At 71.4% G+C, this 21,797-nt stretch carries 23 protein-coding genes; 8 read left to right on the forward strand and 15 right to left on the reverse strand.

What is annotated here, in order from left to right:
- Positions 1 to 148: 148 nt before the first annotated feature.
- Genes OHA72_RS03640 through OHA72_RS03655 form a run of 4 tightly spaced genes read right to left on the reverse strand, consistent with a single transcriptional unit; the run spans position 149 to position 5,090 of the window.
- Positions 149 to 763, reverse strand: coding sequence for a GNAT family N-acetyltransferase (locus OHA72_RS03640; protein WP_327006437.1), 615 nt, complete (start codon positions 761 to 763; stop codon positions 149 to 151).
- Positions 760 to 2,055 carry a molybdopterin molybdotransferase MoeA gene (locus OHA72_RS03645; RefSeq protein ID WP_363527577.1) on the reverse strand — a complete coding sequence of 432 codons (1,296 nt, stop codon included), beginning with the start codon at positions 2,053 to 2,055 and terminating at the stop codon, positions 760 to 762. Before OHA72_RS03645 ends, OHA72_RS03640 begins: the two co-directional genes overlap by 4 nt.
- Complete coding sequence (locus tag OHA72_RS03650) at positions 2,052 to 2,987, reverse strand: UTP--glucose-1-phosphate uridylyltransferase (protein ID WP_327006438.1); 936 nt, start codon at positions 2,985 to 2,987, stop codon at positions 2,052 to 2,054. Before OHA72_RS03650 ends, OHA72_RS03645 begins: the two co-directional genes overlap by 4 nt.
- Positions 2,988 to 2,996: 9 nt before the next feature.
- On the reverse strand, positions 2,997 to 5,090 hold the full coding sequence (locus OHA72_RS03655; protein ID WP_327006439.1) for a GGDEF domain-containing protein: 2,094 nt from the start codon (positions 5,088 to 5,090) through the stop codon (positions 2,997 to 2,999).
- A gap of 122 nt (positions 5,091 to 5,212) precedes the next feature.
- Here OHA72_RS03655 and OHA72_RS03660 point away from each other — a divergent pair, with 122 nt between their 5' ends.
- A complete protein-coding gene (locus OHA72_RS03660) occupies positions 5,213 to 5,797 on the forward strand; it encodes a 5-formyltetrahydrofolate cyclo-ligase (protein ID WP_327011446.1) in 585 nt (194 codons plus the stop codon).
- A gap of 158 nt (positions 5,798 to 5,955) precedes the next feature.
- On the opposite strand, the gene OHA72_RS03665 is transcribed toward OHA72_RS03660, so the two are convergent.
- Both OHA72_RS03665 and OHA72_RS03670 read right to left on the reverse strand, forming a co-directional pair.
- A complete protein-coding gene (locus tag OHA72_RS03665; RefSeq protein WP_327011985.1) occupies positions 5,956 to 6,216 on the reverse strand; it encodes a hypothetical protein in 261 nt (86 codons plus the stop codon).
- A 478-nt stretch (positions 6,217 to 6,694) separates the two neighbouring features.
- Complete coding sequence (locus OHA72_RS03670; protein ID WP_327011986.1) at positions 6,695 to 6,877, reverse strand: hypothetical protein; 183 nt, start codon at positions 6,875 to 6,877, stop codon at positions 6,695 to 6,697.
- Between the two features lie 85 nt (positions 6,878 to 6,962).
- Here OHA72_RS03670 and OHA72_RS03675 point away from each other — a divergent pair, with 85 nt between their 5' ends.
- Both OHA72_RS03675 and OHA72_RS03680 read left to right on the forward strand, forming a co-directional pair.
- Positions 6,963 to 7,127 carry a hypothetical protein gene (locus tag OHA72_RS03675; RefSeq protein WP_327006440.1) on the forward strand — a complete coding sequence of 55 codons (165 nt, stop codon included), beginning with the start codon at positions 6,963 to 6,965 and terminating at the stop codon, positions 7,125 to 7,127.
- An 80-nt stretch (positions 7,128 to 7,207) separates the two neighbouring features.
- Positions 7,208 to 7,507 (forward strand): translation initiation factor 2, encoded by a 300-nt coding sequence (locus OHA72_RS03680; RefSeq protein WP_327006441.1) that lies wholly within the window; start codon positions 7,208 to 7,210, stop codon positions 7,505 to 7,507.
- Between the two features lie 75 nt (positions 7,508 to 7,582).
- Here OHA72_RS03680 and OHA72_RS03685 read toward each other — a convergent pair whose 3' ends face one another.
- The gene (locus OHA72_RS03685) at positions 7,583 to 8,056 is read right to left on the reverse strand and encodes a DUF2231 domain-containing protein (RefSeq protein WP_327006442.1); all 474 of its coding nucleotides are present in this window, start codon (positions 8,054 to 8,056) and stop codon (positions 7,583 to 7,585) included.
- A gap of 124 nt (positions 8,057 to 8,180) precedes the next feature.
- Here OHA72_RS03685 and OHA72_RS03690 point away from each other — a divergent pair, with 124 nt between their 5' ends.
- The 3 genes from OHA72_RS03690 (at position 8,181) to OHA72_RS03700 (ending at position 11,922) form a co-directional block, all read left to right on the forward strand.
- Positions 8,181 to 8,672 carry a Fur family transcriptional regulator gene (locus OHA72_RS03690; RefSeq protein WP_327006443.1) on the forward strand — a complete coding sequence of 164 codons (492 nt, stop codon included), beginning with the start codon at positions 8,181 to 8,183 and terminating at the stop codon, positions 8,670 to 8,672.
- 5 nt (positions 8,673 to 8,677) lie between these two features.
- Entirely contained in the window at positions 8,678 to 9,502 is an 825-nt protein-coding gene (locus OHA72_RS03695) for an oxygenase MpaB family protein (RefSeq protein WP_327011447.1), read from the forward strand.
- A gap of 155 nt (positions 9,503 to 9,657) precedes the next feature.
- The gene (locus tag OHA72_RS03700) at positions 9,658 to 11,922 is read left to right on the forward strand and encodes a hypothetical protein (protein ID WP_327006444.1); all 2,265 of its coding nucleotides are present in this window, start codon (positions 9,658 to 9,660) and stop codon (positions 11,920 to 11,922) included.
- Here OHA72_RS03700 and OHA72_RS03705 read toward each other — a convergent pair.
- The gene (locus OHA72_RS03705) at positions 11,856 to 12,758 is read right to left on the reverse strand and encodes an oxidoreductase (protein ID WP_327006445.1); all 903 of its coding nucleotides are present in this window, start codon (positions 12,756 to 12,758) and stop codon (positions 11,856 to 11,858) included. The genes OHA72_RS03700 and OHA72_RS03705 overlap by 67 nt on opposite strands.
- Before the next feature lie 84 nt (positions 12,759 to 12,842).
- On the opposite strand from OHA72_RS03705, the gene OHA72_RS03710 reads away from it, so the two are divergent.
- Positions 12,843 to 13,418 carry a TetR family transcriptional regulator gene (locus tag OHA72_RS03710; RefSeq protein ID WP_327006446.1) on the forward strand — a complete coding sequence of 192 codons (576 nt, stop codon included), beginning with the start codon at positions 12,843 to 12,845 and terminating at the stop codon, positions 13,416 to 13,418.
- A 1,012-nt stretch (positions 13,419 to 14,430) separates the two neighbouring features.
- On the opposite strand, the gene OHA72_RS03715 is transcribed toward OHA72_RS03710, so the two are convergent.
- On the reverse strand, positions 14,431 to 15,273 hold the full coding sequence (locus tag OHA72_RS03715; RefSeq protein WP_327006447.1) for a RecB family exonuclease: 843 nt from the start codon (positions 15,271 to 15,273) through the stop codon (positions 14,431 to 14,433).
- Between the two features lie 33 nt (positions 15,274 to 15,306).
- Positions 15,307 to 15,924, reverse strand: a complete 618-nt coding sequence (locus OHA72_RS03720; RefSeq protein ID WP_327006448.1) for a MarC family protein — start codon at positions 15,922 to 15,924, stop codon at positions 15,307 to 15,309.
- Positions 15,925 to 16,039: 115 nt separating this feature from the next.
- Here OHA72_RS03720 and OHA72_RS03725 point away from each other — a divergent pair, with 115 nt between their 5' ends.
- Complete coding sequence (locus tag OHA72_RS03725) at positions 16,040 to 17,281, forward strand: glycoside hydrolase family 18 protein (protein ID WP_327006449.1); 1,242 nt, start codon at positions 16,040 to 16,042, stop codon at positions 17,279 to 17,281.
- Positions 17,282 to 17,328: 47 nt separating this feature from the next.
- Here OHA72_RS03725 and OHA72_RS03730 read toward each other — a convergent pair whose 3' ends face one another.
- The 5 genes from OHA72_RS03730 to OHA72_RS03750 all read right to left on the reverse strand — a co-directional run bounded on the left by OHA72_RS03730 (position 17,329) and on the right by OHA72_RS03750 (position 21,796).
- Entirely contained in the window at positions 17,329 to 18,090 is a 762-nt protein-coding gene (locus tag OHA72_RS03730) for a TetR/AcrR family transcriptional regulator (protein ID WP_327006450.1), read from the reverse strand.
- Complete coding sequence (locus OHA72_RS03735) at positions 18,087 to 18,935, reverse strand: PHP domain-containing protein (RefSeq protein ID WP_327006451.1); 849 nt, start codon at positions 18,933 to 18,935, stop codon at positions 18,087 to 18,089. The genes OHA72_RS03730 and OHA72_RS03735 overlap by 4 nt, the downstream gene beginning before the upstream one ends.
- Entirely contained in the window at positions 18,936 to 20,156 is a 1,221-nt protein-coding gene (locus OHA72_RS03740; RefSeq protein WP_327006452.1) for a hypothetical protein, read from the reverse strand.
- A gap of 2 nt (positions 20,157 to 20,158) precedes the next feature.
- Complete coding sequence (locus OHA72_RS03745) at positions 20,159 to 20,860, reverse strand: SigE family RNA polymerase sigma factor (RefSeq protein ID WP_327006453.1); 702 nt, start codon at positions 20,858 to 20,860, stop codon at positions 20,159 to 20,161.
- A 105-nt stretch (positions 20,861 to 20,965) separates the two neighbouring features.
- Positions 20,966 to 21,796: a PH domain-containing protein gene (locus tag OHA72_RS03750; RefSeq protein WP_327006454.1), complete on the reverse strand. Its 831-nt coding sequence runs from the start codon at positions 21,794 to 21,796 to the stop codon at positions 20,966 to 20,968.
- Position 21,797 lies beyond the last annotated feature (1 nt).

Raw genomic sequence — 21,797 nt, forward strand, 5'->3', positions numbered from 1 at the left:
GTTCACACCTCGCGCACCGGTCCCCCCGGGCGCGCGAGTCATCCAAGTCTGTGGAAGTTACAACGTGGTAACTCCGTCTCAGAACAGTACGGGTTGCGCAGCGTCACACCACGTCAACACGCAGGAGGAAGCGTGACAGCCGGCGAAACTAGGCCGCGAGGACCTTGTGCCAGCGGGCGAGGAGGCCACCTTCGGCGGACACGTCCTCGGTGGTCATCGCGTAGCCGAGGTGGTCGCGCCAGTCGCCGTCGATGTGCAGGTAGCGGTGGTGGTAGGCCTCCTGGCGGAAGCCGAGCTTCTCCACGACGCGCCGGCTGGCGAGGTTGTCGGGGCGGATGTTGACCTCGATGCGGTGCAGGCCGCCGACGCTGAAGGCATGGTCGACGACCAGCGCGAGCGCGGTCGGGGTGATGCCCTTGCCGGCGTGGCGGGCGTCGACCCAGTATCCGGCGTACCCGGAGCAGAACGCGCGGCGCACGATGTTGCCGAGGGTGAGCTGGCCGACGAGCCGGTCGTCGTAGCAGACCGCGAACGGCATCGCGCTGCCCTGACGGGCGGCGCGGCGCAGGTCGGCGTGCACGGCGCGGAAGGCGGCGGGCGAGTTCAGGTCGTGCCAGGTCCCGTAGGGCGTGGGCTCCCACTTGGACAGCCACTGCTCGTTGGCGCGGCGGACCTCGGCCCAGGCGCGCGCGTCGGCGCGCCGGTAGGGCCGCAGGGTGACAGGGCCGTCGGCCAGGACCGCCGGCCATCCGGGCTGGCTCATCGCCGTCTATCCAACATGATGACGTCCACTGTAGAGCCCGCGGCTGCGCTGATCACCTTCTCGCCGAGGACCATGAGCCCGTTGGCGTCGGCGAGGCCCGACAGCGTGTAGGGACCACCGGCGAGCGGCATCACGGTGTAGCCGCCGCCACGACGTTCGGTGATGTACGCGGGGCGGAACTCCCGCATGCCCGAGGGTGAGCTGACGGTCTCCAGCAGGTGCGCGCGGACGCTGGGCCGGAAGACGGGGTCGGCGCCGGCGAGGAGCTGGATGACGGGCCGGGCGAGGACCTCGAAGCCGATGAGGGCGGCGCCGGGGTCGCCGGGGAGGCAGACGATGGGCACGCCGTTGGCGCCGCCGGAGCCGCCGATGGTGCCGTAGCCGAGCGAGGAGCACGGGTAGACGGACAGGTCGGAGAAGACGACGGAGCGGGACAGGATGCGCCGGACCATGTCGCCCGGGCCGGTGCCGGTCCCGCCGGTGGTGATGATCAGGTCGGCGCGCAGCATCTGGTCGTCGAGCAGGCCGCGCAGGCCTTCGGGGTCGTCGTCGCAGATGCCGACGCGGTACGCGTGTGCGCCGGCCTCCGCGGCGGCCGCGGTGAGCGCGTGGGAGTTGGCGTCGACGACCTGGCCGGGCTGGCTGGCACGGCCGACGTCGACGAGTTCGTCGCCGGTGGCGATGACCACGACGCGCGGGCTGGGGCGCACGACGACGTGCCCGATGCCGCTCGCCGCGAGGACGGACACCAGCGGCGGCGTCACGTACGCACCGGCGCGCGCGAGGACGGCACCGGCCGGCAGCTCGTCGCCTGCGCGGCGGACCCCGTGGCCGCGTTTGGTCGGGTGGTACACCTCGACGGCGGCCATGCCCTGGTCGGTCATGCCGGGCGGCACGACCACATCGGCGGAGACCGGCATGAGGGCGCCGGCCGCGACGGAGAAGCAGGTGCCGGGGGTGAGCCGGACGGGCCGCCAGCTGGAGGCGACGAGGTCGCCGACGACGCTCAGCCGGACCGGGCGGCCCGGCTGAGCGTCGCTGATGTCGTCGAAGCGGGCGGCGTACCCGTCGATCGCGGAGTGGTCGAACGCGGGCACCGGGCCCGGTCCGACCACGTCCTCGGCGAGCACGTTGCCGTGCGCGGCGGTGATCTCAAGGTCCAGCGGGGGCAACGGGCGCAGGCCCCGGAGCACGCCGGCGAGATAGTCGGCGAGTGGGACGCGCGCGTTCGACCCGACGCCCGCATCGCGTGCGGCGTCGTGGTGGGAGCCCGTCGCTGGAACCGCTGTCACCCGCGCAGATCCTTCTCCACGAACTGGGTCAGCCACTGGCTGAACGCCGGGCCGAGGTCGCCGCGCTTGCACGCGAGCTGGACCACGGCCTGCAGGTATCCCAGGGGCATGCCCGTGTCGTACCGGGTGCCGCGATAGACGATCCCGTGCACGGGGGTTCCCTCGGCCAGCAGGAGGGCCATCGCGTCGGTCAGCTGGATCTCGCCGCCGGCACCGGGGCCGATGCGGCGGATCGCGTCGAAGAGGGTGGGTGGCAGCACGTACCGGCCGATGACAGCGAGGTTGCTCGGCGCCTCCTCGGGCTTGGGCTTCTCGACCAGGCCGGTCACCTTGAGCACCTCGCCGGCCTCGGTGGCCAGGTCGGAGGGCTCGACGGAGGCGATGCCGTAACGGTTCGTCTCCTCGGGCTCGACCTCGATGAACGCCAGGACGATGCCGCCGGTCTGTGCCTGCAGGTCGAGCATCGCGGGCAGCAGCGGCTCGGTCTCCTCGACGAACTCGTCGCCGAGCAGGCACGCGAAGGCTTCGTTGCCCACGTGGGACTCGCCGTAGGAGATGGCGTGGCCGAGGCCGAGCGGCTCGCCCTGCCGGCAGGTGTAGATCTCGGCGAGCTCGCTGGGGCGCTTGACGGCGGCGAGCCGCTCGTCGTCGCCCTTCTCCGCGAGGCGCGCCTCAAGGTCGGGGCGGCGGTCGAAGTGGTCGACCATCGAGGTCTTGCCCCTGCCGGTGACCAGCAGGATGTCTCTGATGCCGGCCGCGGCGGCCTCTTCCACGATGTACTGCAGGACGGGCCGGTCGACGACCGGCAGCAGCTCTTTCGGCACGGCTTTGGTCGCCGGGAGGAAGCGGGTGGCCAGGCCCGCCGCCGGGATCACGGCTTTGACAGCCCGCTGGCGCGGCAGCGCGGGCTGGTGAGGAGTCGTGTCAGGCATGTCGCAAGGCTAGCCGCCGCGGCTCTGTCGTGGCGGTTGTGCCGACTTTGGCGCGCCGGGCGTCACCTCCGCACTAGCCTTCACGGACGCTTCCACCCCCACGTCGGGCGCGATCTTGTACGTGTCACGCCCGCCGGCCTTGGCGGCGTACAGGGCGTCGTCAGCGGCTTCCAGCACGGCGGCGCCGGTCGCGCCGTGGATCGGGAAGACCGCGATGCCGATCGAGACGGTCACCGGGATGTGCCGTGGCGCCTGGCCCGGTGTGGAGGAGATCACCAGCACCGGGGTACGCCGGACCGCCGTCCCGAGCCGCTCGGCCAGAACCGCGGCGCCGGTGGCGTCGGTCTCCGGCAGCAGGATCACGAACTCCTCGCCCCCCTGCCGGAACGCGAAGTCGACCTCACGGATCTCGGCGCGCAGCCGTCGGGCGAACTCCGCCAGTACCGCATCCCCCGCGGCGTGACCGTAGGTGTCGTTGACCTCCTTGAACCGGTCGAGGTCCAGGGCGAGCGCGGCCAGGCTGCGACCGAACCGGTTGGCCCGCTCGACCTCGCGCCGCAGCGAATCGCGCAGGTACCGGTAGTTGGACAGGCCGGTCAGCGGGTCGGTGAGCGACAGCCGCTGCGCCTCCTCGTGGACCCGGACGTTGTCGACGGCGACCGCGGCCTGCCCGGCGAACGTGCGCAGCGTGATCAGGTCGGAGTCGTCGAACTCGTCGAACCCGTGCCGGTCGTACAGGGCGAGGACCCCCCGCGCGGCCGGTGGCAGGTCCGACTGCGGCTCCAGCCCCGTGGTGGGCCCGACGCCCGGCGCGGCGATCGGGACGGCGACGTACGTGATGCAGCGCGGCTCGACCGGCGAGAGCATCGGCCCGTCCCGGTCGATGCGCCCGCGCCGCGGCTCGCCGGACGCGGCGACGGCGCCGAGCAGCCCGTCGCCCAGCTGGAGGCGCAGCTCGCCGACGTCGAAGCCGGCGAGACCCTCGGCGACCTGGCCGCGCAGCTCGCCGCTGGCGGGGTCGACCATGAGGACCACGCCGGACTGGGCGCCGGTCGCGGCGGCCGCCGTCTGCAGGATGACCTGGAGGATCCGGTCGAGGTCGTGGGTGCCGGCGAGGGTGTCGCCGAGCACGCCGAGCTGCCCGCGGAGCTGGTCGCGGCTGGCGGTGAGGGCCTGGACGTACCCCTGCATCTCGCGGGTCATGCGGTTGAAGGTCTGCCCGAGCCGGCCGACCTCGTCCTGGCTGCGCACGGGCACCCGGGCGCTGAGGTCGCCATCGGCGACGCGCTCGACCGCGAGGGCCAGTTCGGTCAGCGGGTGGGTGGTGGAGCGGGCCAGCCACCACGCGACGCTGATCGCGACGACCCCGGCGCAGGCGACGACGGCGATGAGCACGGCGTAGAGCCCCTGCGTGTCGGGCTGCGGCACGGACAGCGCCAGGGCCAGAGGCTGTCCGGGCTCCGGGATCAGGTGCCGGACCAGATGGCCGTCGGCGGTGGTGCCGGTCTCGCCGGAGCCGAGGCGCTCGGCGGTGCCGGCGATGCTGGCGCCCTCCTCCGTCACCGGCCGGGCCGCTGCCGCCGGGCTGGCTGCCAGCGAGTCGACGCGGACACCGCTGGACTCGGCGAGCAGGTCGAGCAGGGTGGTGTCGACGGGCTCGACCGCGTAGGCCCGGCCGATGCGCCGCGAGCTCGGGTCGAGCACATCGACGGACGCGAAGATCACGGCCGGCGCGGCACGGGGGTCCGGCGCCGCGCAGTCGGCCCACGGCTTCGGCGGCAGCGTGCCGGCGGTCGTGATGACCGTGCCGTTGGCGCTGGTCACCTCCACCGCGCGGGCCAGTCCGCGCGCGACGGCCCGCTGGGCGGCGTCGGGCTGGTCGCCGTCGGCGGTGACCAGGGCGGTCGTCTCAGCGGCGAGCCGCAGGCGCTGGCAGGTGACGGCGAGCGCCGCGTGGACGTTCTGGACGCCGGCGTCGAGGCGCTCCAGGGCACGCTGGTCGCTGACGGCGGCGACGGCGATGCCGACGAAGACCGCGCCGAGCAGCACGGGGCCGAGCACGACCGCCAGGAAGGCCGCGGTGAGCCGCGCCCGCAGCGTCACGTCCGTCCTCCCGTAGCTGTGTTTCTGCGATGCTGTCACAGATGAGGAGGAATTGAGCCGTGCCGTCTGCGGTGTCCCCGAAATCCGAGCTGCGATCGCACATCCGGTCCGCCCGCAGGTCCATGCCCCCTGCACAACGGACCTTGTCGGACAATTCGCTTATTTCGGCATTTTCCGCGATTGTACGGGCGGCGAGCGCTCGCACGGTTGCCGCCTACGTGCCGCTGCCGGCCGAGCCCGGCGGTGCCGCCCTCGTGGGCGCCCTCGCCGCCGCGGTGCCGCGGCTGCTCCTGCCCGTGCTGCTGCCGTCGCGCGACCTGGACTGGTCCGTGTATGACGGGACCCTGGCGCCCGGCCCGCTCGGCCTGTCCGAGCCGACCGGCCCCCGGCTCGGCGTCGACGCGGTCCGCTCGATCGACCTGATGCTGGTCCCGGCGCTCGCCGTCGCGCTGGACGGCACCCGGCTCGGCCAGGGCGGCGGGTCGTACGACCGGGTCCTGCCCAGGGTCACCGCACCCACGATCACCCTCCTGCACCCTGGCGAACTGCTGGCCTCCCTCCCGGCCGAGCCGCACGACCAGCGGGTCTGCGGGGTGGTCGTCGGCTCCACCACCGGGTATGAGACCGCCCACCTCCACTGGACGAAAGGATGTGCGATACCGCACTATTGGCACTCGATAGGGTTGAGTGCCAATGATGGAGGCTGAACGGTGCCTACCTACCAGTACGCCTGCACGGCTTGCGGCCACCAGCTCGAGGCGGTGCAGTCGTTCACGGACGACGCGCTGACCGAGTGCCCGCAGTGCCAGGGTCGCCTGCGCAAGCAGTTCTCGGCCGTGGGCGTGGTTTTCAAGGGCTCGGGCTTCTACCGCACCGACTCCCGCTCCACGACGAAGTCCAACGGCTCGTCGACCTCGGCCGCCGCGTCGACCTCGTCCTCCTCGGACTCGAAGTCGTCGGACTCGGGCTCGAAGTCGTCGGACTCCGGTTCGTCGTCCGGCTCGTCCAGTTCGTCCGGCTCGTCCTCTTCGGACTCGAAGCCGGCTGCGACGTCCGGCGCCTCGACCAAGTCGGCGTCCTCGGCGGCCTGACCCAGGTCACGCCGCGCTGCGCTTGGTTGATCCACGTCACGCTGCACTGCTCTTGATTGATCGACGTCACGCTGCACTGCTCTTGGTTGATCCACGCACGCTTCGACAGCGCCCGCCCGGCAACCCGGTCGGGCGCTGTCGCCGTTCACTCTGATTCCCGCCGCGAAGGCGGTTACCTACAGTGGCCGTGCGGCAACGAATCAGGAGATCATTGTTTCGCGAGTGCTACGGTGCTTGGGAAGCAGTCAGCCGTCACCGGCCGGGCCGTGCACAGAAAGCCGGGACGGCCTGGCGTCAGCGATTGTGGACAGCCCTGGTCCCGCCGACCCGGCTCCCGAACGGGCGCGCGAGCACGGGAACCTGGCGGGCGCGCGAGCACGGGAACCTGCCCGCTGCCGCGAGCCGGACGACAGACCTGGCCCGCACTGCGAGGCGACAGGCCGAGACCCCGCTGGGCGACGAATCTGACCCGTGCACGCGAACCGCCGGACTGGTCCCAGCGGAAACGGCGGACTAGTCCCAGTGCGGGGGCCGGTCGGCGAGCAGGCGGTCATCGTTGCTCGCGCTGCGCTCACCCCAGCCCGCGTCGGTGTCGTCGGTCGTGGTGTCCGGCAACACGACCAGCTCGTCGGCGAAGTCCTCGAAGCTCACTTCGCGCTGCTCATCGGCGGATGCCCACCCGCTCGTCCCTGCCACGCCGCCGAGCGTACTCCGGCGAGTTTGCGGGAAGTTGGCCGAATGACGACAGTCGCCCTTCCGTCGACAGGTCACACTCGGCGGCATGACGCAACCCACCTCTGAGACCCCCCAGCACGGCACCGACGCCCAGCACGGCACCGACCTGGAGCAGCCGCCGGCGGACGAGCAGCCGACGATGCGGCTGGCGCCGGCCGATCCTGATGCCACCCGGCCCATGTCGCTCGCCGATCTGCTCAACAGCGACTGACCACTGACCACTGACCGCTGGTCGCAGCGGTTCCCCACCGGGCGGGCGATGAAGGTCCGCCCGGTGGGTACGCTCGTGGCGTGAGTGACGACGCCTTCTGGCGGCGCCCCCAAGAGGGAGCCGCGCCGCCACCGCCGGCGCCGAGCTCTCCGGCGCCGGCGCCGTACACCGGCGCTCCGCGCAATGCCCCGCCGCCGCGTGGCTGGCGGCCGCCGACCGTCGAACGGCCGGCGGCGCCGCGGAAGTTGCCCGCGCAGGACGGCGAGCGGATCGACCGTGAGGAACAGGCGGCGACGATCCTGACCAAGGGCATGGGCATCTTCGCCGGTGCGGTCATCCTCGTGCTGCTGCTGATCTTCTGCGGCCGCCTGCTGTTCTAGAAGCCGTCAGAGACGGCGTGTTCCAGAAGCCGTCAGAGACTGCATGCTCCAGCGGCCGTCCGAGACGGTCGGCTGCTAGAAGCCGTCCCAGACCATGTGCGCGCCGCTGTCGCCGGTCTTGAACACGTAGTAGAACGCGGCCAGGCCGAGCAGCACGGTCAGACCGGCCAGTGCCCAGTGGGCCGCGACCGGGCCGACGGACTCGCCGGCGAGGGGGCGCACCAGGTACGCCATGACCAGCGCGACCAGGGCGAGCCCCAGCACGATCAGGAACAGGTCGCTGCCGAAGCCCTCGTGCTCTTCGATCTTCGCCTGCAGCTCAGCCGACTGGAAGTTGTCGCTCGTCTCGAACGCCTCGCCGGACTCCTTCGCGGCGAACACGGCGCCGGGTGTGGCCACGGCCAGCACGATCATCGTCCAGCGGACGTGCCGGCGGGCGCCGGGCCAGACCGCGTACAGGATGCCCGCGATCGCGAGCAACGGCACGAGCACGACGGCTGCGTGGATGAAGAGCGGGTGAGCCGGTAGACCGAGCACACGTTCGAACACGGGGCCTCCTCTTCGTCGGTGCGATCCTCCCCCACCGGACGTGTACACAACCCGAGGACCAGCAGTTCAATCAAGAGTCCAGAAACATTTGAACGGTTCCAGGCTGCGTGGTGTTATTGAAGGCGTGTCGGGTGAGGATCTGCTGCGCGCTCGGGGTCTGCGTGTGACGCGGCCCCGGCTGGCCGTGCTGGAGGTCCTCGAGGCGTCGCGGGGGCAGGCGCAGGGCCATCTCGACGTCGATCAGATCGCCGCCCAGGTCCGTGCACGGCTCGACACCGTCTCCACGCAGGCGGTCTATGACGTGCTCAGCGCCCTTTCGCGGGCCGGGCTGGCCAGGCGGATCGAGCCGGCGGGCAGTCCCGCGCGGTACGAGTCGCGGGTCGGCGACAACCATCATCACATCGTCTGCCGTGGCTGCGGCGAGATCGCCGACGTGGATTGCACCGTCGGTGAGGCGCCGTGCCTGACGCCGTCGCAGGCGCACGGGTTCGTCCTGGATGAGGCCGAGGTCACGTTCTGGGGGCTGTGCCCCACCTGCCAGCAGCGCCGCGCCGAGGACATGGCGGCGGCCGGGGACCCGGGACTGCAGACGCCGGTCGGAGAAGTGGCGCGTTGAGCGACATCGGGCTGTTCGGCCCGGACTCGGTCACCTGGCGGGTGCACCGAGAGCCGATCGTCACCGTCGGTGGCCTGCGCAGCCTGTACCTGCAGGCCCTGCTCCCCCGCGCCGTCGCCGGGGTCGAGCAGAACAGCCGGTACCGCAAGGACCCGTGGGGGCGTTTCCAGCACACCGCGACCTACGTGGCGACGGTCATCTACGGCACGACCGAGCAGGCCGAGCGCGCCGGCCGGCGGGTCCGGGGGATCCACGCCCGGATGACGGCGACCGACCCGCGCACCGGCGAGCGCTTCCGCGTCGACGACCCCGACCTGCTGCGATGGGTGCACGTCACCGAGGTCGAGTCGTTCATGGAGGCCGCGCTGCGTGGCGGGCTTCGGCTGACCGGGGACGAGATCGACGGCTACTACGCGGAACAGACCCGGGCGGCGGCGCTCGTCGGCCTGGACCCCGCGACGGTGCCGGACTCGGCCGCCGCGGTCGCCGCCTACTACGAGCGGATGCGGCCCGAACTGGAGCTGACCGTCGACTCCGCCGCGACGGGGCTGTTCCTGACGGTGCCGCCGCTGCCGTACGGACTGGGCCTCACCCCCGTCCGGGGCGCCGCGCTCGGGGTCGCGGCCCTGGCGATCGGCCTGCTGCCGGCCTGGGCGCGCCGGCTCTACGGGCTGCCCGGTCTGCCCGCCACCGACCTGATCGCCTCGGCGAACGCCCTGGTCCTCGGCCGGATGCTGAGCGCCATCCCGATCGAGTGGATCTCCCCGCTGCGCCGCAACGCACTGCGCCGCATCGCCGAGTCCGAGGCCGCCGCCGGCACCACAACCTGACCACCCGGCCCAAGACAAGCCGGCCAGCACCAGACCACCGGCCCAAGACAAAGCCGGCCAGCACCAGACCACCGGCCCAAGACACAGCCACGCACAGGCAGGCACCCCGCACAACGGCGCGACCTTCACGGGCGCCGGCGCGTTGAGCCGGTGGCATGAGAGCGAAACTTCCATGGATCGTGCTCGCCGCGACGAGCCTCGCCATCCCCGCCGCACTCGGCACCGCCCCGCTTGACGTTGTCCGTTATGCCGCTTACATCCTCTACGCCGTCGTGGTACCCGGCACGCTCCTCTACCGCACGATCCGGCCGGTACCCCGGTCGCTGCTGGAGGACCTCACCTACGGCACCGTGGTCGGGCTGCTCGCGGAGACGGCCGCGCTGGTCGTCGCGAGCCTGCTCGACGTCCGCGGGCTGCTCTGGATCTGGCCCCTGCTGGTCATCGCCCCGCTGGCCAGGCGGCACCTGCGCGGGCCGGACTACCCGCTGCGCCCGTCCGCCGCCTGGTCGTGGGCGGTCGCCGGGGTGGCGGTGGGGTTTCTGGCGTACCTGACCGCCGCCTTCCTGGCCGTGAACCCGCCCGTCCCGACCGGCGGGGCGCACGACTACATGATCGACCAGCTGAACCTGCTCGCCGTCAGCGCCGATCTCAAGCACCACTTCCCCTTGGCGGTGCCCGAGCAGGGCGACCGGACCCTGGGGTACCACTGGTTCGCCTACGGCCACCTCGCCGCGAGCAGCCTGATCAGCGGCGTCGACCTGCCGGTGCTGTGGTTCCGGCTCGACCTGCCGGTGCTCGCCGTCCTCGCCGTGTGCCTGCTCGCCGTGACCGGCTGGCGGGTCGCCCGGCGCCCCTGGGCCGGCCCGGTCGCGGCGGCGTTGATGTTCACCGTCGGCGAGCTCGTCCCGCAGCGGCAGGCGCCGGCGTTCTTCGGCTCGATCACCGCGTACTACAGCTGGTCGAGCCGCTCCCTGCTGTTCGGCGCGGCGCTGAGCATGCCCCTGATCGCGGCCGTCGCGACCGTCCTCAGCAAAGGCCCCGACAAAAGCCTCAACAGAGCCCCCGGCAAAAGCCTCAACAGCGGCCTCAGCAAAGGCCCCAGCAAAGGCATCGACAGCGGCCTCGGCAAGAGCACCGACAACGGCGCCGGACGGGACTGGCTGCTCGTGCTCCTGTTCGCGACCGGCACGACCGGCGCGAAGTCGACGATCGTGCCGCTTGTCGGCGCCGGCGTGGCCGTGCTGTGCGCCGTACACCTGCTGCAACGACATCCACAGTGGACGCCGTGGCTGCTCGGATCGCTGCTGGCCGCCGTCGAGGTGGGCGCGGTCGCCGTGCTCTACGGCTTCGAGGGGCAGGGCCTGCGCTGGGGGCCGTTCGCGATCATGCTCGACTTCGTCGGCAGCCAGCGGCACGGCACCACGCTGCGTGACGTCCCGCTCATCCTGTGCGGTCTCGGCGCGTACGCGATCGCCATGGGTGCCCGCCTCGCCGGTGTCGTGGGTCTCGGGCGGCGCTGGGGCGACACGGAGATCTTCCTCGCCGGCACGACCGCGGCGGGCGTCGCCGGCACGCTGTGTGTCTGGCACGTCTCGTGGAGCGAGCACTTCTTCATCGTCGCCGCGTGGCCCTGCGCCGCGATCCTGTCCGCGGCCGGCCTGGTCAGGCTGCCCTGGTCACCGGTCGCGCTGCGCCGCGCACTGACGGTGGCGGCCGCACTGGCCGCTGCATCCGTCGTGTTGCGTCTGCCGCTGTGGTACAGGTGGAGCGTCCCCCTGCCCGTCTATGCCTTCGGCGCCCTCGTCCTCGCCGCGGCACTGCTGGTGGGGTGGCGGCACGGGCGGTTCGCGGCGCTGGTCGTGGTGCTTGCCGCCGGTGCCGCGCGGCTGCCGTTCGACGCCGCGACCAGTGCGAACCTCGGCGTCGCCTACCACGTCCGGGTGACCCCCGACCAGGCCGCCGGCGCCCGCTGGCTGCGCGCGCACAGCACCCCATCGCAGTTCGTGGCAACCAACGTCCACCGGGTCGGCGGCGGGTTGCAGGGCGGGCAGAGCCTGGCGTACTGGATCTCGGCGTACAGCGAACGCCGGGTCCTGCTCGGCAGCTGGGGCTACTCGCCGGAGTCGACCGAATCACAGTCCCGCGCGCACCGCCTCGGCCCGGCGCTCGCCTACTGGGATCCTGCCCGGCTCGCACTGAACGACGCGGCCGTGCTCGACCCGACCCCCGCGCGCCTCGGGTGGCTGTGGGACCAGCGGGTCCGCTGGATCCTGCTCGACCGCGCCCAGGGCACGCCGACCGCGGCGCTGCCAGCGCTGACCGACCTTGCGTGGCAGCGCGGCGACATCGCCGTCTACCGGCTGCGCGCCACCTCGAACTGCACGCCGGTGAGCTGCTCCGACAGCGTCCAGAGCCGCTGAGCGTCGGCGGGGTCCTTGGCCGCCTCGACCGGCTGGACCACCGTCGGCCAGCCCCGGCTCTCGCCCATGCCGTCCGGCCCGATGAACTGCCCGCCCTCGGCGCGCGGGTCGACCGCCGCGTACAGCTGGTTGAGCGCGCCCCGCGCGGCGGGCTGCGCCATGACCGCGTTGCCGACGCGCATGAACGCCTTCATCACCCCGGTCGGCCCGGACGTCTGCAGGTTGGTCGCCGAGTACCCGGGGTGGGCGAGCACGCTGCGCACCGGCGATCCCGCCGCCCGCAGCCGCCGGTCGAGCTCCAGCGCGAACAGCACGTTCGCGAACTTCGACTGGCTGTAGTACTTCCCCGGCGAGTAACCCTTCGCCCCGTCCAGGTCGTCGTAGTGGATCCGGCCGGACCGGTGCAGCGTGGAGCTGACCGTGACGACCCGATCGCCGACCAGGTCGAGCAGCAGCCCGGTCAGCGCGAAGTGCCCGAGGTGGTTCGCGGCGAACTGCAGCTCGTGCCCCTGCGCGCTCAACGTCCGCGGCGGCATCATCACCCCGGCGTTGTTGACCAGCACGTCGATCGCCACCCGCTCCCGGCGCAGGTCACCGGCGAGCCGCCGCACCGTGTCGAGGTCCGCCAGGTCGACGGTCCTGAGCTCGGCGCGCTCCCGCCCCGGCAGCGTCCCGAGCGCGGCCCGCCCCTTCGCCTCGTTGCGCACCGCCATGATCACCCGCGCGCCCTTGGCCAGCAGCGCCCGCGACATCTCATACCCGAGCCCACTGTTGGCCCCGGTCACGAGAAACGTCCTGCCGCCCTGCTCACCGATCTCCGCCTCAGTCCACCGCATGCGATCGATTGTGCTCGTGCTGGCACTGAGTGTCAATGACGCTCCCATGTGCCAACTTCTGGTTACGCCGCATAGAATGCCTGCGTGAGCCTCGCCGAACGCAAGCGCCAACTCGTCCGCGACGAGCTGACCGAGGCCGCACTGAAGCTGCTCGCATTCCAGGGCTTCGAAGAGACCACCATCGACCAGATGGCCGCCGCCGCCGGCGTGTCCCGCCGCACGTTCTTCCGGTACTTCCAGTCCAAGGAAGACGTCATCATCGAGTTCCTCAGCGACCTCGGCCGGAAACTGAGCCACGGGCTGTCGATCCGCCCCGCGACAGAACCCCCGGCCGTCGCCCTGCAGAACACGTTGCGCGTCTTCACCGACACGTTCTGGGAGCACCCCGAGAAGTCGCAGCGACTCGCAAAGGCCACGGTGAGCACGCCGGCACTGCTCGCCCGGTACCTGGAACGCCAGGTCACCTGGCGCACCACCCTCACCGCCGAGCTCGCCACCCGCATGGCCACCGACCCGGCCACCGACCTGCGCCCCGCGGTCCTGGTCGCCGTCGCCTTCGCAGCGTTCGACACGGCGCTGATGCGGTGGGTGGAGCAGGGCTCCACCACGGACCTCAACGCCCTGCTGTCCGAGTGCTTCGCCACCGCCTTCCCCACCTGACCATCGACTTCGGTGGCAACGCAGGACCGCCACCTGGACGCGGGCGCCGCGACCCGGCCATGGTGCTGGATACCTCCGCGGGCGAGGCGCCCATTGCCGGTCGCTCCCCGACTCCCAGGTCATGATCGAAGGACGGGAATGGCCGCCCGGACAACCAGGGCCATCCTTCGATCATGGTCTACGTTGAGCACCGACCCGAGCGGCACGACGAATCAGGCGATTTGCGCGGCTTTTGGAACCAGCGGCGGCGTGGAACCACCGAATGATGCGCTCGACGGCGCTGGATCAGGTGACCGCGGACCGGGCTTGGCGTCACCCCAGGCACGGCACGGACCGCAACCACGCCACCCGTTCGCGCCGTCGCAGGCCGCGGAACCATAAAGGCCGTGCTGGCTCTTCCACTACGGACACGACGACCACGCACGCGAAGAGCAAGCACAAAGCAACCAGCGCACCGGCAAGCCGAAAGACCCGGAAAAGGACGGGAATGGCCGCCCGGACAACCAGGGCCGTCCTTCGATCATGGCCCACGTTGAGCACGACCCAGGCGTGGCGCAACCCCGGCCAGCACGGTCACACCTCACGCCGCTGGATCACGCGAGAACGGAGCCGCGAGCATTCCACGGAACGGCGTTCAACCCCGGACCATGATCGAAGGACCGGAATGGCCGCCCGGACAACCACGACCGTCCTTCGATCATGACCCACGTTGAGCACCGACCCGAGCGGCACGACGAATCAGGCGGTTTGCGGGGCTTTCGGAACCAGCGGCGGCGTGGAACCACCGAATGATGCGCTCGACGGCGCTGGATCAGGTGACCGCGGACCGGGCTTGGCGTCACCCCAGGCACGGCACGGACCGCAACCACGCCACCCGTTCGCGCCGCCGCAGGCCGCGCGGAACCACCAAGGCCGTGCTGGCTCTTCCATTACGGGCACGACGACCACGCACGCGAAGAGCAAGCACAAAGCAACCAATGCACCGGCAAGCCGAAAGCCCCGGAAGCAGAGGTCAGGCCACGGGCCGGTCCACCGCGGTCCACGGATCCTTCGCAGCGGCCTCCACCCCCGCCGGGCACGACCGCCGGTAGTCGCACCACGAGCACTGCGGCCCGGGCGCGACCGGGAACGCCTCGTCCGCGGGAGTGCCGGCGGCCAGTGCCGCGTCCGCGGCGGTGATGTCGGCCGCGGTGGCCTCGGCGCGGCGCAGGTGGCGGGCCAGGGAGTCGTCGGTGTGGTCGTGGGCGGCGACGGTGCCCGTCGGCAGGTGGTGCAGCTCGACGCGGTGGCACGGCTTGCGGAACACCCGGGAGGCGGCGATCGCGTAGAGGGCGAGCGCGCGGGAGCCGCGGGCGTCGTCGGGGGTGAGGCCGGAGCGGCCGGTCTTGTAGTCGACGATGACGAGCTCGCCGTCGCGCTGGTCGATGCGGTCGACGCGGCCGGACAGGGCGAGGGTGTCGGTGCGGGCGGCCACGGTGCGCTCGACGCCGACGGGCTCGTCGTGCGGGTCGAGACCGTCGACATAGGACTCGAGCCAGCCGAGGGCGCGGCGGAAGACGTCGCGCTCCTGGGCGTCGTCGCGGTAGCCCTCGCTGACCCAGGTCGCCTTCAGCAGGGTCGGCAGGGCGGCCCGGTCGCGGCGGTCGGGGTCCAGCGCATACCAGCTGCGCAGGGCGGTGTGGACGGACGCGCCGAGCGAGTTGTGCGCCCACGGCGGGCCCTTGGGCGGCGAGGGGCGGTCGACATAGGTGAACCGGTAGCGGCGGGGGCAGTCCTCATAGCTGCCGAGCTTGCTGGGGGTGCAGGTGAACAGGCGCCGGGGCGGGGCGAAGAGGCCGAGCTGCTCGTTGTCCACACTCCGATCCTGCCACCGGGGTACGACAAAACCTCAATGGGGTGAATGCAGGTACTCGGTGACGAAGGCGCCGATCGCGTCGGCGAGCAGCTGGACGGCGATCGCGGCGACGAGGAGGCCGGCGATGCGGGTGACGACCTCGATGCCGCTCGGGCGCAGGATGCGCACCAGGATGCCGGAGAAGCGCAGGACCAGGTAGACGATCGCCATCACGGCGATGATGCCGACGGCGATCGCCAGGTAGCCCGGCCACGACGACGTGCGCTGGACGAAGAGCATCGTGGCCACGATCGCGCCGGGGCCGGCCAGCAGCGGGGTGCCGAGGGGCACCAGCGCAACGTTGGAGGTGACCTCCTGCCGGGGGTCGTCAGTCTTGCCGGTGAGCAGCTCCAGGGCGACCAGCAGGAGCAGCAGGCCGCCGGCGCCCTGCAGGGCGGGCAGGTCGATGTGCAGGTAGGCGAGGATCTGCCGGCCGACGAGTGCGAACGCCACGATGACGCCGAACGCGAGCGCCACCGCCTGCAGCGCTGCGCGGTGGCGGTGCTTGGCGGCCATCGATCCGGTCAGGGCGAGGAAGATCGGCACCGCCCCGGGCGGGTCGAGGATGACCAGCAGGGTCACGAAGACTTCGCCGAAGAGCTTGAGATCCACTCCCGGATTGTCGTGGTGCGCCCGCATCGACCGGAAACCAGGGTCTTGACGGCATCGAATGGCACCCCTACGTTGCCCTTAAACAGCAAACTTTCCTTACAGTCATGGAGGGTTCATGGGCAGACGCTCCGTCCTGGCCGGGTTGGCGGTGTCGCTGACGCTCGCGTCGCTGGCGATCGTGCCGGGCACCGCGTCGGCGCACAGCGCGCCGCATCAGGACCAGTACAAGCGCGTCGGGTACTTCATCCAATGGGGCATCTACGGCCGGCAGTACTACGTCAAGAACCTCGAGACGAGCGGGCAGGCCAAGAGCCTGACACACATCAACTACGCGTTCGGCAACGTCGACGCGACCGGCAAGTGCGTCTCCGCCGACCCGTGGGCCGACTACCAGCGCCCGGTCTCCGCCGAGGAGAGCGTCGACGGTGTCGCCGACGCCCCGGGTCAGACGCTCAACGGCAACTTCAACCAGCTCCGCAAGCTCAAGCTCAAGCACCCCGGGCTGAAGGTGCTGCTGTCGCTCGGCGGCTGGACGCTGTCGGCGAACTTCTCCGACGCCGTGCTCACCGACGCGAAGCGCAAGGCGCTGGTGCAGTCCTGCATCGACACGTTCTACTCGACCGGCGTCTTCGACGGCTTCGACTTCGACTGGGAGTGGCCGGGTTCCGAGGGCAACCCCGGCAACGTGATCCGCCCCGAGGACAAGCAGAACTTCACGCTCATGGTCGCGGAGTTCCGCAAGCAGCTCGGCAAGAAGGCCACCCTGACTGCGTTCCTGCCGGCCAACCCGGCGAAGATCGACGCCGGTTTCGAGGTCAACAAGATCTTCAAGTACCTCGACTTCGGCACCGTTCAGGGCTACGACTTCCACGGTACGTGGGAGCCCACCACCAACCAGCAGTCCGCGCTGTTCGTGCCGCGCGGCGCGCCGACCACCCCGGACTTCAGCGGCGCCACCACGCTGAAGGCCTGGACCGACCGGGGCGCACCGAAGAAGGCCCTCGTCCTGGGCATCCCGTACTACGGGCAGGGCTGGACCGGCGTGACGAACGCCAACCGTGGTCTCTTCCAGGCCGCGACCGGCCCGGCGCCCGGCACCTGGGCCGCCGGCAACGAGGACTACAAGGTCCTCGCCACGCTGCCGCAGCAGGGGTACCAGGTCCACCGCGACCTGCTGTCCGGCCACGCGTGGCTGTTCAACGGCACCACGTTCTGGACCTACGACGACCAGATCACGGTCGCGCAGAAGTCGCTGTACCTCCGGCTCTCCGGCTACGGCGGCGCGATGGTCTGGTCACTCGACGGTGACGACACCAACGGCACGCTCACCAAGACGATCGCCACCGTCCTGCGGTAAGGCGCTCAAGCATGACCCCAAGGTGAAGCTGCGCACCTGGGCCGCCCTCACTGACGCGGGCGGCCCAGGTGCGCGTCGATGCCGTCCAGGACCCGCTCCAGGCCGAACTCGTAGGCTCGGACCGGATCACCCGCGCCGTACTCCTCCCCGGCCGCCTGGCCCACCCGCGCCGCCGTCGGGAAGCGCGCCGGGTCGAGGACCTCGCCGAGCAGCGGCGCGTACGCACCCCACCACTGCTCCTCGCTCATCCCCGTGCTCTGCTCGGCCTGGTCGGCCTGCACCACCGCGCGCACGGCGCCGGCGACGTAGTTGAGCACCAGGCTCAGCAGCAGGTCGGCGTCCACGTCGGGCACCACGCAGGACTCGAAGGCGCGCAGCTCGAAGTCGTACTTCGCGATCACGTTCGGGCCGAGCACCGGCCGGCTCGTGGCGATCTGCAGCAGCCACGGATGCCGCCGGTACAGCTGCCAGTTGGTCGCGGCGACCTCACCGAGCCGCTCCCGCCAGCCCGGGCCGGCGAAGGCCGGTCGGACCGCCTCCGCGCTGACGGTGTCGACCATGACGTCGAGCAGCTCCGCCTTGCTGGGGACATAGGTGTACAGCGACATCGCCGTCACGCCGAGCTGCTCCGCGACCCGCCGCATCGACACGGCGGCCAGGCCCTCGGCGTCGGCGAGGGCGATCGCGACCGCGGTGACATCGGCGACGGTGAACTTGGCCTTCGGTCCGCGCCTGGCCGGCGCGGCGGTGCCCCACAGCAGCTCGATGCTGCGCCTGGGGTCGCCGGCGCCGCTGTACTCGGTGGTCACGCGATCACTTCGGAACCCGTGGCGGCCTCGACGATCTGCTCGAACACGGCGGGTGCCGTGGTCCTGGCGCCGAGGCGGACCGTCTTGTTGGTGCCGTGGTAGTCGCTGGAGCCGGTGACGACCAGCCCGAGCCGATCGGCGATGGCCCGCACGTGCGCCTGCTCCGCCGGGGTGTGGTCGGTGTGGTCGGCCTCGACGCCGAACAGCCCCTCGAAGGCCATCTCCTCGATCACCTCGTCGGGGACGACGGGGCCGCGGGCGCTGGCCCGCGGGTGGGCGAAGACCGGCACGCCGCCGGCCTCGATGATCAGCCGGAGCGCCACGAAGACGTCGAGGTCCTCCTTGCCCACCCGGTACCGGTGGCCGAGCCACTCCGGCAGGAACGCCTCCGACACCGTGTCGACGAGCCCGCGGCGCATCAACGCCTGCGCCAGGTGCGGGCGGCCGACGGTGCCGCCGCCCGCGTGCTCGAGGACCTCGGCCCAGGTCACGTCGATGCCGTCGGCCCGCATCAGGTGCACCATGCGCTCGGCGCGGGTCTCCCGGGAGGCACGGATGCGGGCCAGCTGCCCGCTCAGTGCGACGTCGGTCGGGTCGAAGAGGTACGCCAGCAGGTGCAGGGAGATCGGCCAGGGGCCGCCGTGCCACCGGCAGGACAGCTCGGCGCCAGGCACGAGGGCGAGCCCGGCCGGGCGGGCGGCGATCGCGGCGGACCACCCGGACGTCGTGTCGTGGTCGGTCAGCGCCATGACGTCGAGCCCGGCGGCGGCCGCCTCAGCGACCAGCTCGGCCGGGCTCGACGTGCCGTCACTGGCCGTCGAGTGACAGTGAAGATCGATCCGCACTCAACCAGAGTAGAGCGGTTCGATCAGCACCACGCCTTCACTTTCGACGAGCGGCTCCGACGTGCCCTCCGTCGCCGTGGGGATGATCGCGCGGAACTTGCCGCCGCTGTCCACGACGAACGTCGTCGCGTTCATCCACACCGTCTTCGTGCTGACCTTCAGGCTCCAGGTCTTGGACCAGACCTTGGCCACGGCATCGGTGAAGATCTTCGTCAGGTCGAGCACCGCGACCTGCTTGAGACCCTCGACGGGGTACGCGAGCCAGTGCCCGTCCGGGGAGACCCGGCCGCCGGTCTTCGCCGCCACCGGCAGCCCGCACCGGCGCTGCTCGACCTTGAACGGCTGGCCGAGGGTGAGCATCGCCAGGCACATCGGCGCGTCGCCGTCGGCGGGCTTGACCTCGGCGTAGACGCTGCGCGTGTCGGGGTGCGTGCCGAAGATCCGCACGACCGTCGCGTCCCACGACTCCTTGTAGGTGCGGCCCGTGTACCAGACGTCGAAGCCGGCGCCCTCCTCCCGGCCGATGACCAGGTCCGAGCCGACGAACGTGACCGGCACCGCGGTCTGCGGCACGTCGATGGTCGCCTGTTCGGTGAGCCCCTCGTCGGCGGAGGCCGCCTTCGTGGCGTTGGTGGTGGTGGCCGGCTTGGTGGTGCGGGCGGCAATGGTCATCTTGCCCTCCTGCGCCCAGGCGACCTTCTTGCCGTCCTTGGCCACGGCGATGTTCGACGCCTTGTCGACCAGGACCTTCTGGTTGTCGTGCTCGTCCTGCAGCACCAGTTGCTTGTCGCCGTCGGGCTCGGTGTTGACGACCAGGTAACCGTCCTTCGCCTTGTACGCGGCGGCGACGGTGCCGTCGTCGGGCAGCTTGAGGCGCACGGTCTGCGACTGCTGGCCCTGCCCGTCGATCGCGTCGACCTCCCGTGCCGCGGCCGGCGGCGCGGTCTGCGTGTTGGACGTCGCCTTGGGCTCGGAGGTCTGCGTGCCGAGGTCGGGCTGCGCGACGGTGCCGGCGGGCCCGCCGGGGGTGATGCCACGGAAGGTGGCGACGGCCGCGACCGCCATGACGATGAACACGGCGAACCCGGCCGCGGTGACGCGCCGGCGTCGCCGGACCCGCCCCGCGTTGCGGATGGCGACGTCGGCGATGCCGTCCAGCGACGTCGGCGGCTCGGTGCCCGCCTTGGCCGCGAACGCCTCGCGGAGCGCATCTTCGATCATGGTCACGTCACCAGTCCCACTTCCACCGACCCGGAGGCTTCCACCAGGACGGCCTCCCGTTCGGGCGTCTCGCACTCGTCTTCGCGTGCGGGCTGCTCCTTCGGTACCACTTCCACTGCCTGTGCGGCCTTCGCCGGCGCCGGTGCCGGTGTGGCGGGCCGCAGCCGGACGGTCGGCGGCCGGGCCGGGCGGGCCGCGGGCTCGATGCCCTCGGCGCTGAGCCGCAGCCGCAGCGTCGCGAGCGCCCTGGACGCCTGGCTCTTCACCGTGCCGACGGACACGCCGAGCAGGCGCGCCGTCTCCGCCTCCGACTGGTCCTCGTAGAAGCGCAGGACCAGCACGGCACGCTGCCGGTTGGGCAGCTCCCGGACGTGGCGCCACAGGGCGTCACGCTCGAGGCTCTCCTCGACCCGGTCGGCGGCCGCCGACTCCGGCAGCACCTCCGTGGGCCGTTCACCGTGCCACCGGCGCCGCCACCAGCTGGTGGCGGTGTTGACCAGGACCCGGCGGGCGTACGGCTCGACCGCCTCGATGTGACCCAGCCGCTTCCACGCGAGGTAGGTCTTCGTCAATGCGATCTGGAGCAGGTCCTCGGCGGTCGCCCAGTCCCCGGCGAGCAGGTACGCGGTGCGCAGCAGCGCACTGGACCTGGTCTCGACGAAATCACGGAAGTCTTCCTCACGGAACCCCGCGTCATCCGGCACCGCCGCTCCCTCCCCCGCTCCGCCCACCAGGCAAGACGCGACGGAGGGGCGGCACGGTTGCACCCCGGACGGAAAATTTTGCGCGTTACCTCAGGTCACGAAAAGCTATGTTCCGTCGTCCTCGACGCCGGCGGCGCGGCCCAGGCGGGCCTCGACGGCCTCGGGCTCGTACATCTCCTCGACGATGCGCAGGTAGAGCTCGTTGGGGTTCGGCAGGTTGCGGATGTTACGCAGCGCCTGGTCCTGACCCGCGGACTCCAGCTCGAAGTGCCCGTAGCCGAACATGCGGCCGGTCAGCGACTGCACGTATTTCATGTCGGTGACCCGCAGCAGCGGCATCATGGCGACGTTGCGGGTGAAGATCCCGGAGACCACCATCACCCGTTTGTTGGTGAGGATGAAGCGGTCATACCACCAGTCGGCGACGCGCCAGGCGCAGTAGAGGATCACGACGGCCCAGATGATCAGGACCGCGGTGCGCAGTTGGGTCTGGTTGTGCTTGGTCAGCCAGCCCGCGATGTAGCCCATCGCGACCGTGGCGGCCACCGCGATCCCGCCCTCCTTGGCGAGCTGGATCCAGTGCCGCTTCCACTCGCCGCGGAACTTCTCGGTCGGGAAGAGATAACGGGCGGCGTGCCGACTGGCCTCCTCGTCGAGGGGCGCCATGCGGCTGCCGGGCGGCACCGAGGGGCCGGAGTCCCCGCCGCGCAGGCCGGAGAACTCGTCCTCGGTGAAGGTCGGCGGGCCCTCGTCGACGTAGTAGTCGTCTCGGCCGTAGCCGCCGAACTGGGCCGACTGTGCACCGTTGTCGTAGGGGTCGGCGAAGTCATCGGGGTCGGGATTGGTGGGACGGGCCCGCGGGATCGGCTCGGTGTCACGATCTTCCCAGCGGCGGGCGCCCGGTTCTTCGGCGGGAGGCTCAGGCCCGGTGGACATC

Source organism: Dactylosporangium sp. NBC_01737, assembly GCF_035963215.1.
In the GTDB taxonomy this organism is placed as follows: Bacteria; Actinomycetota; Actinomycetes; order Mycobacteriales; family Micromonosporaceae; genus Dactylosporangium.

What these genes read in the sequence shown, in the direction of transcription:
- OHA72_RS03705 (WP_327006445.1), bottom strand. Translation starts at nt 12,758, where the DNA reads ATGCGGTGGACTGAGGCGGAGATCGGTGAGCAGGGCGGCAGGACGTTT.
- OHA72_RS03660 (WP_327011446.1), top strand. Translation starts at nt 5,213, where the DNA reads ATGCCCCCTGCACAACGGACCTTGTCGGACAATTCGCTTATTTCGGCA.
- OHA72_RS03675 (WP_327006440.1), top strand. Translation starts at nt 6,963, where the DNA reads ATGACGCAACCCACCTCTGAGACCCCCCAGCACGGCACCGACGCCCAG.
- OHA72_RS03700 (WP_327006444.1), top strand. Translation starts at nt 9,658, where the DNA reads ATGAGAGCGAAACTTCCATGGATCGTGCTCGCCGCGACGAGCCTCGCC.
- OHA72_RS03740 (WP_327006452.1), bottom strand. Translation starts at nt 20,156, where the DNA reads ATGATCGAAGATGCGCTCCGCGAGGCGTTCGCGGCCAAGGCGGGCACC.
- OHA72_RS03725 (WP_327006449.1), top strand. Translation starts at nt 16,040, where the DNA reads ATGGGCAGACGCTCCGTCCTGGCCGGGTTGGCGGTGTCGCTGACGCTC.
- OHA72_RS03750 (WP_327006454.1), bottom strand. Translation starts at nt 21,796, where the DNA reads ATGTCCACCGGGCCTGAGCCTCCCGCCGAAGAACCGGGCGCCCGCCGC.
- OHA72_RS03640 (WP_327006437.1), bottom strand. Translation starts at nt 763, where the DNA reads ATGAGCCAGCCCGGATGGCCGGCGGTCCTGGCCGACGGCCCTGTCACC.
- OHA72_RS03650 (WP_327006438.1), bottom strand. Translation starts at nt 2,987, where the DNA reads ATGCCTGACACGACTCCTCACCAGCCCGCGCTGCCGCGCCAGCGGGCT.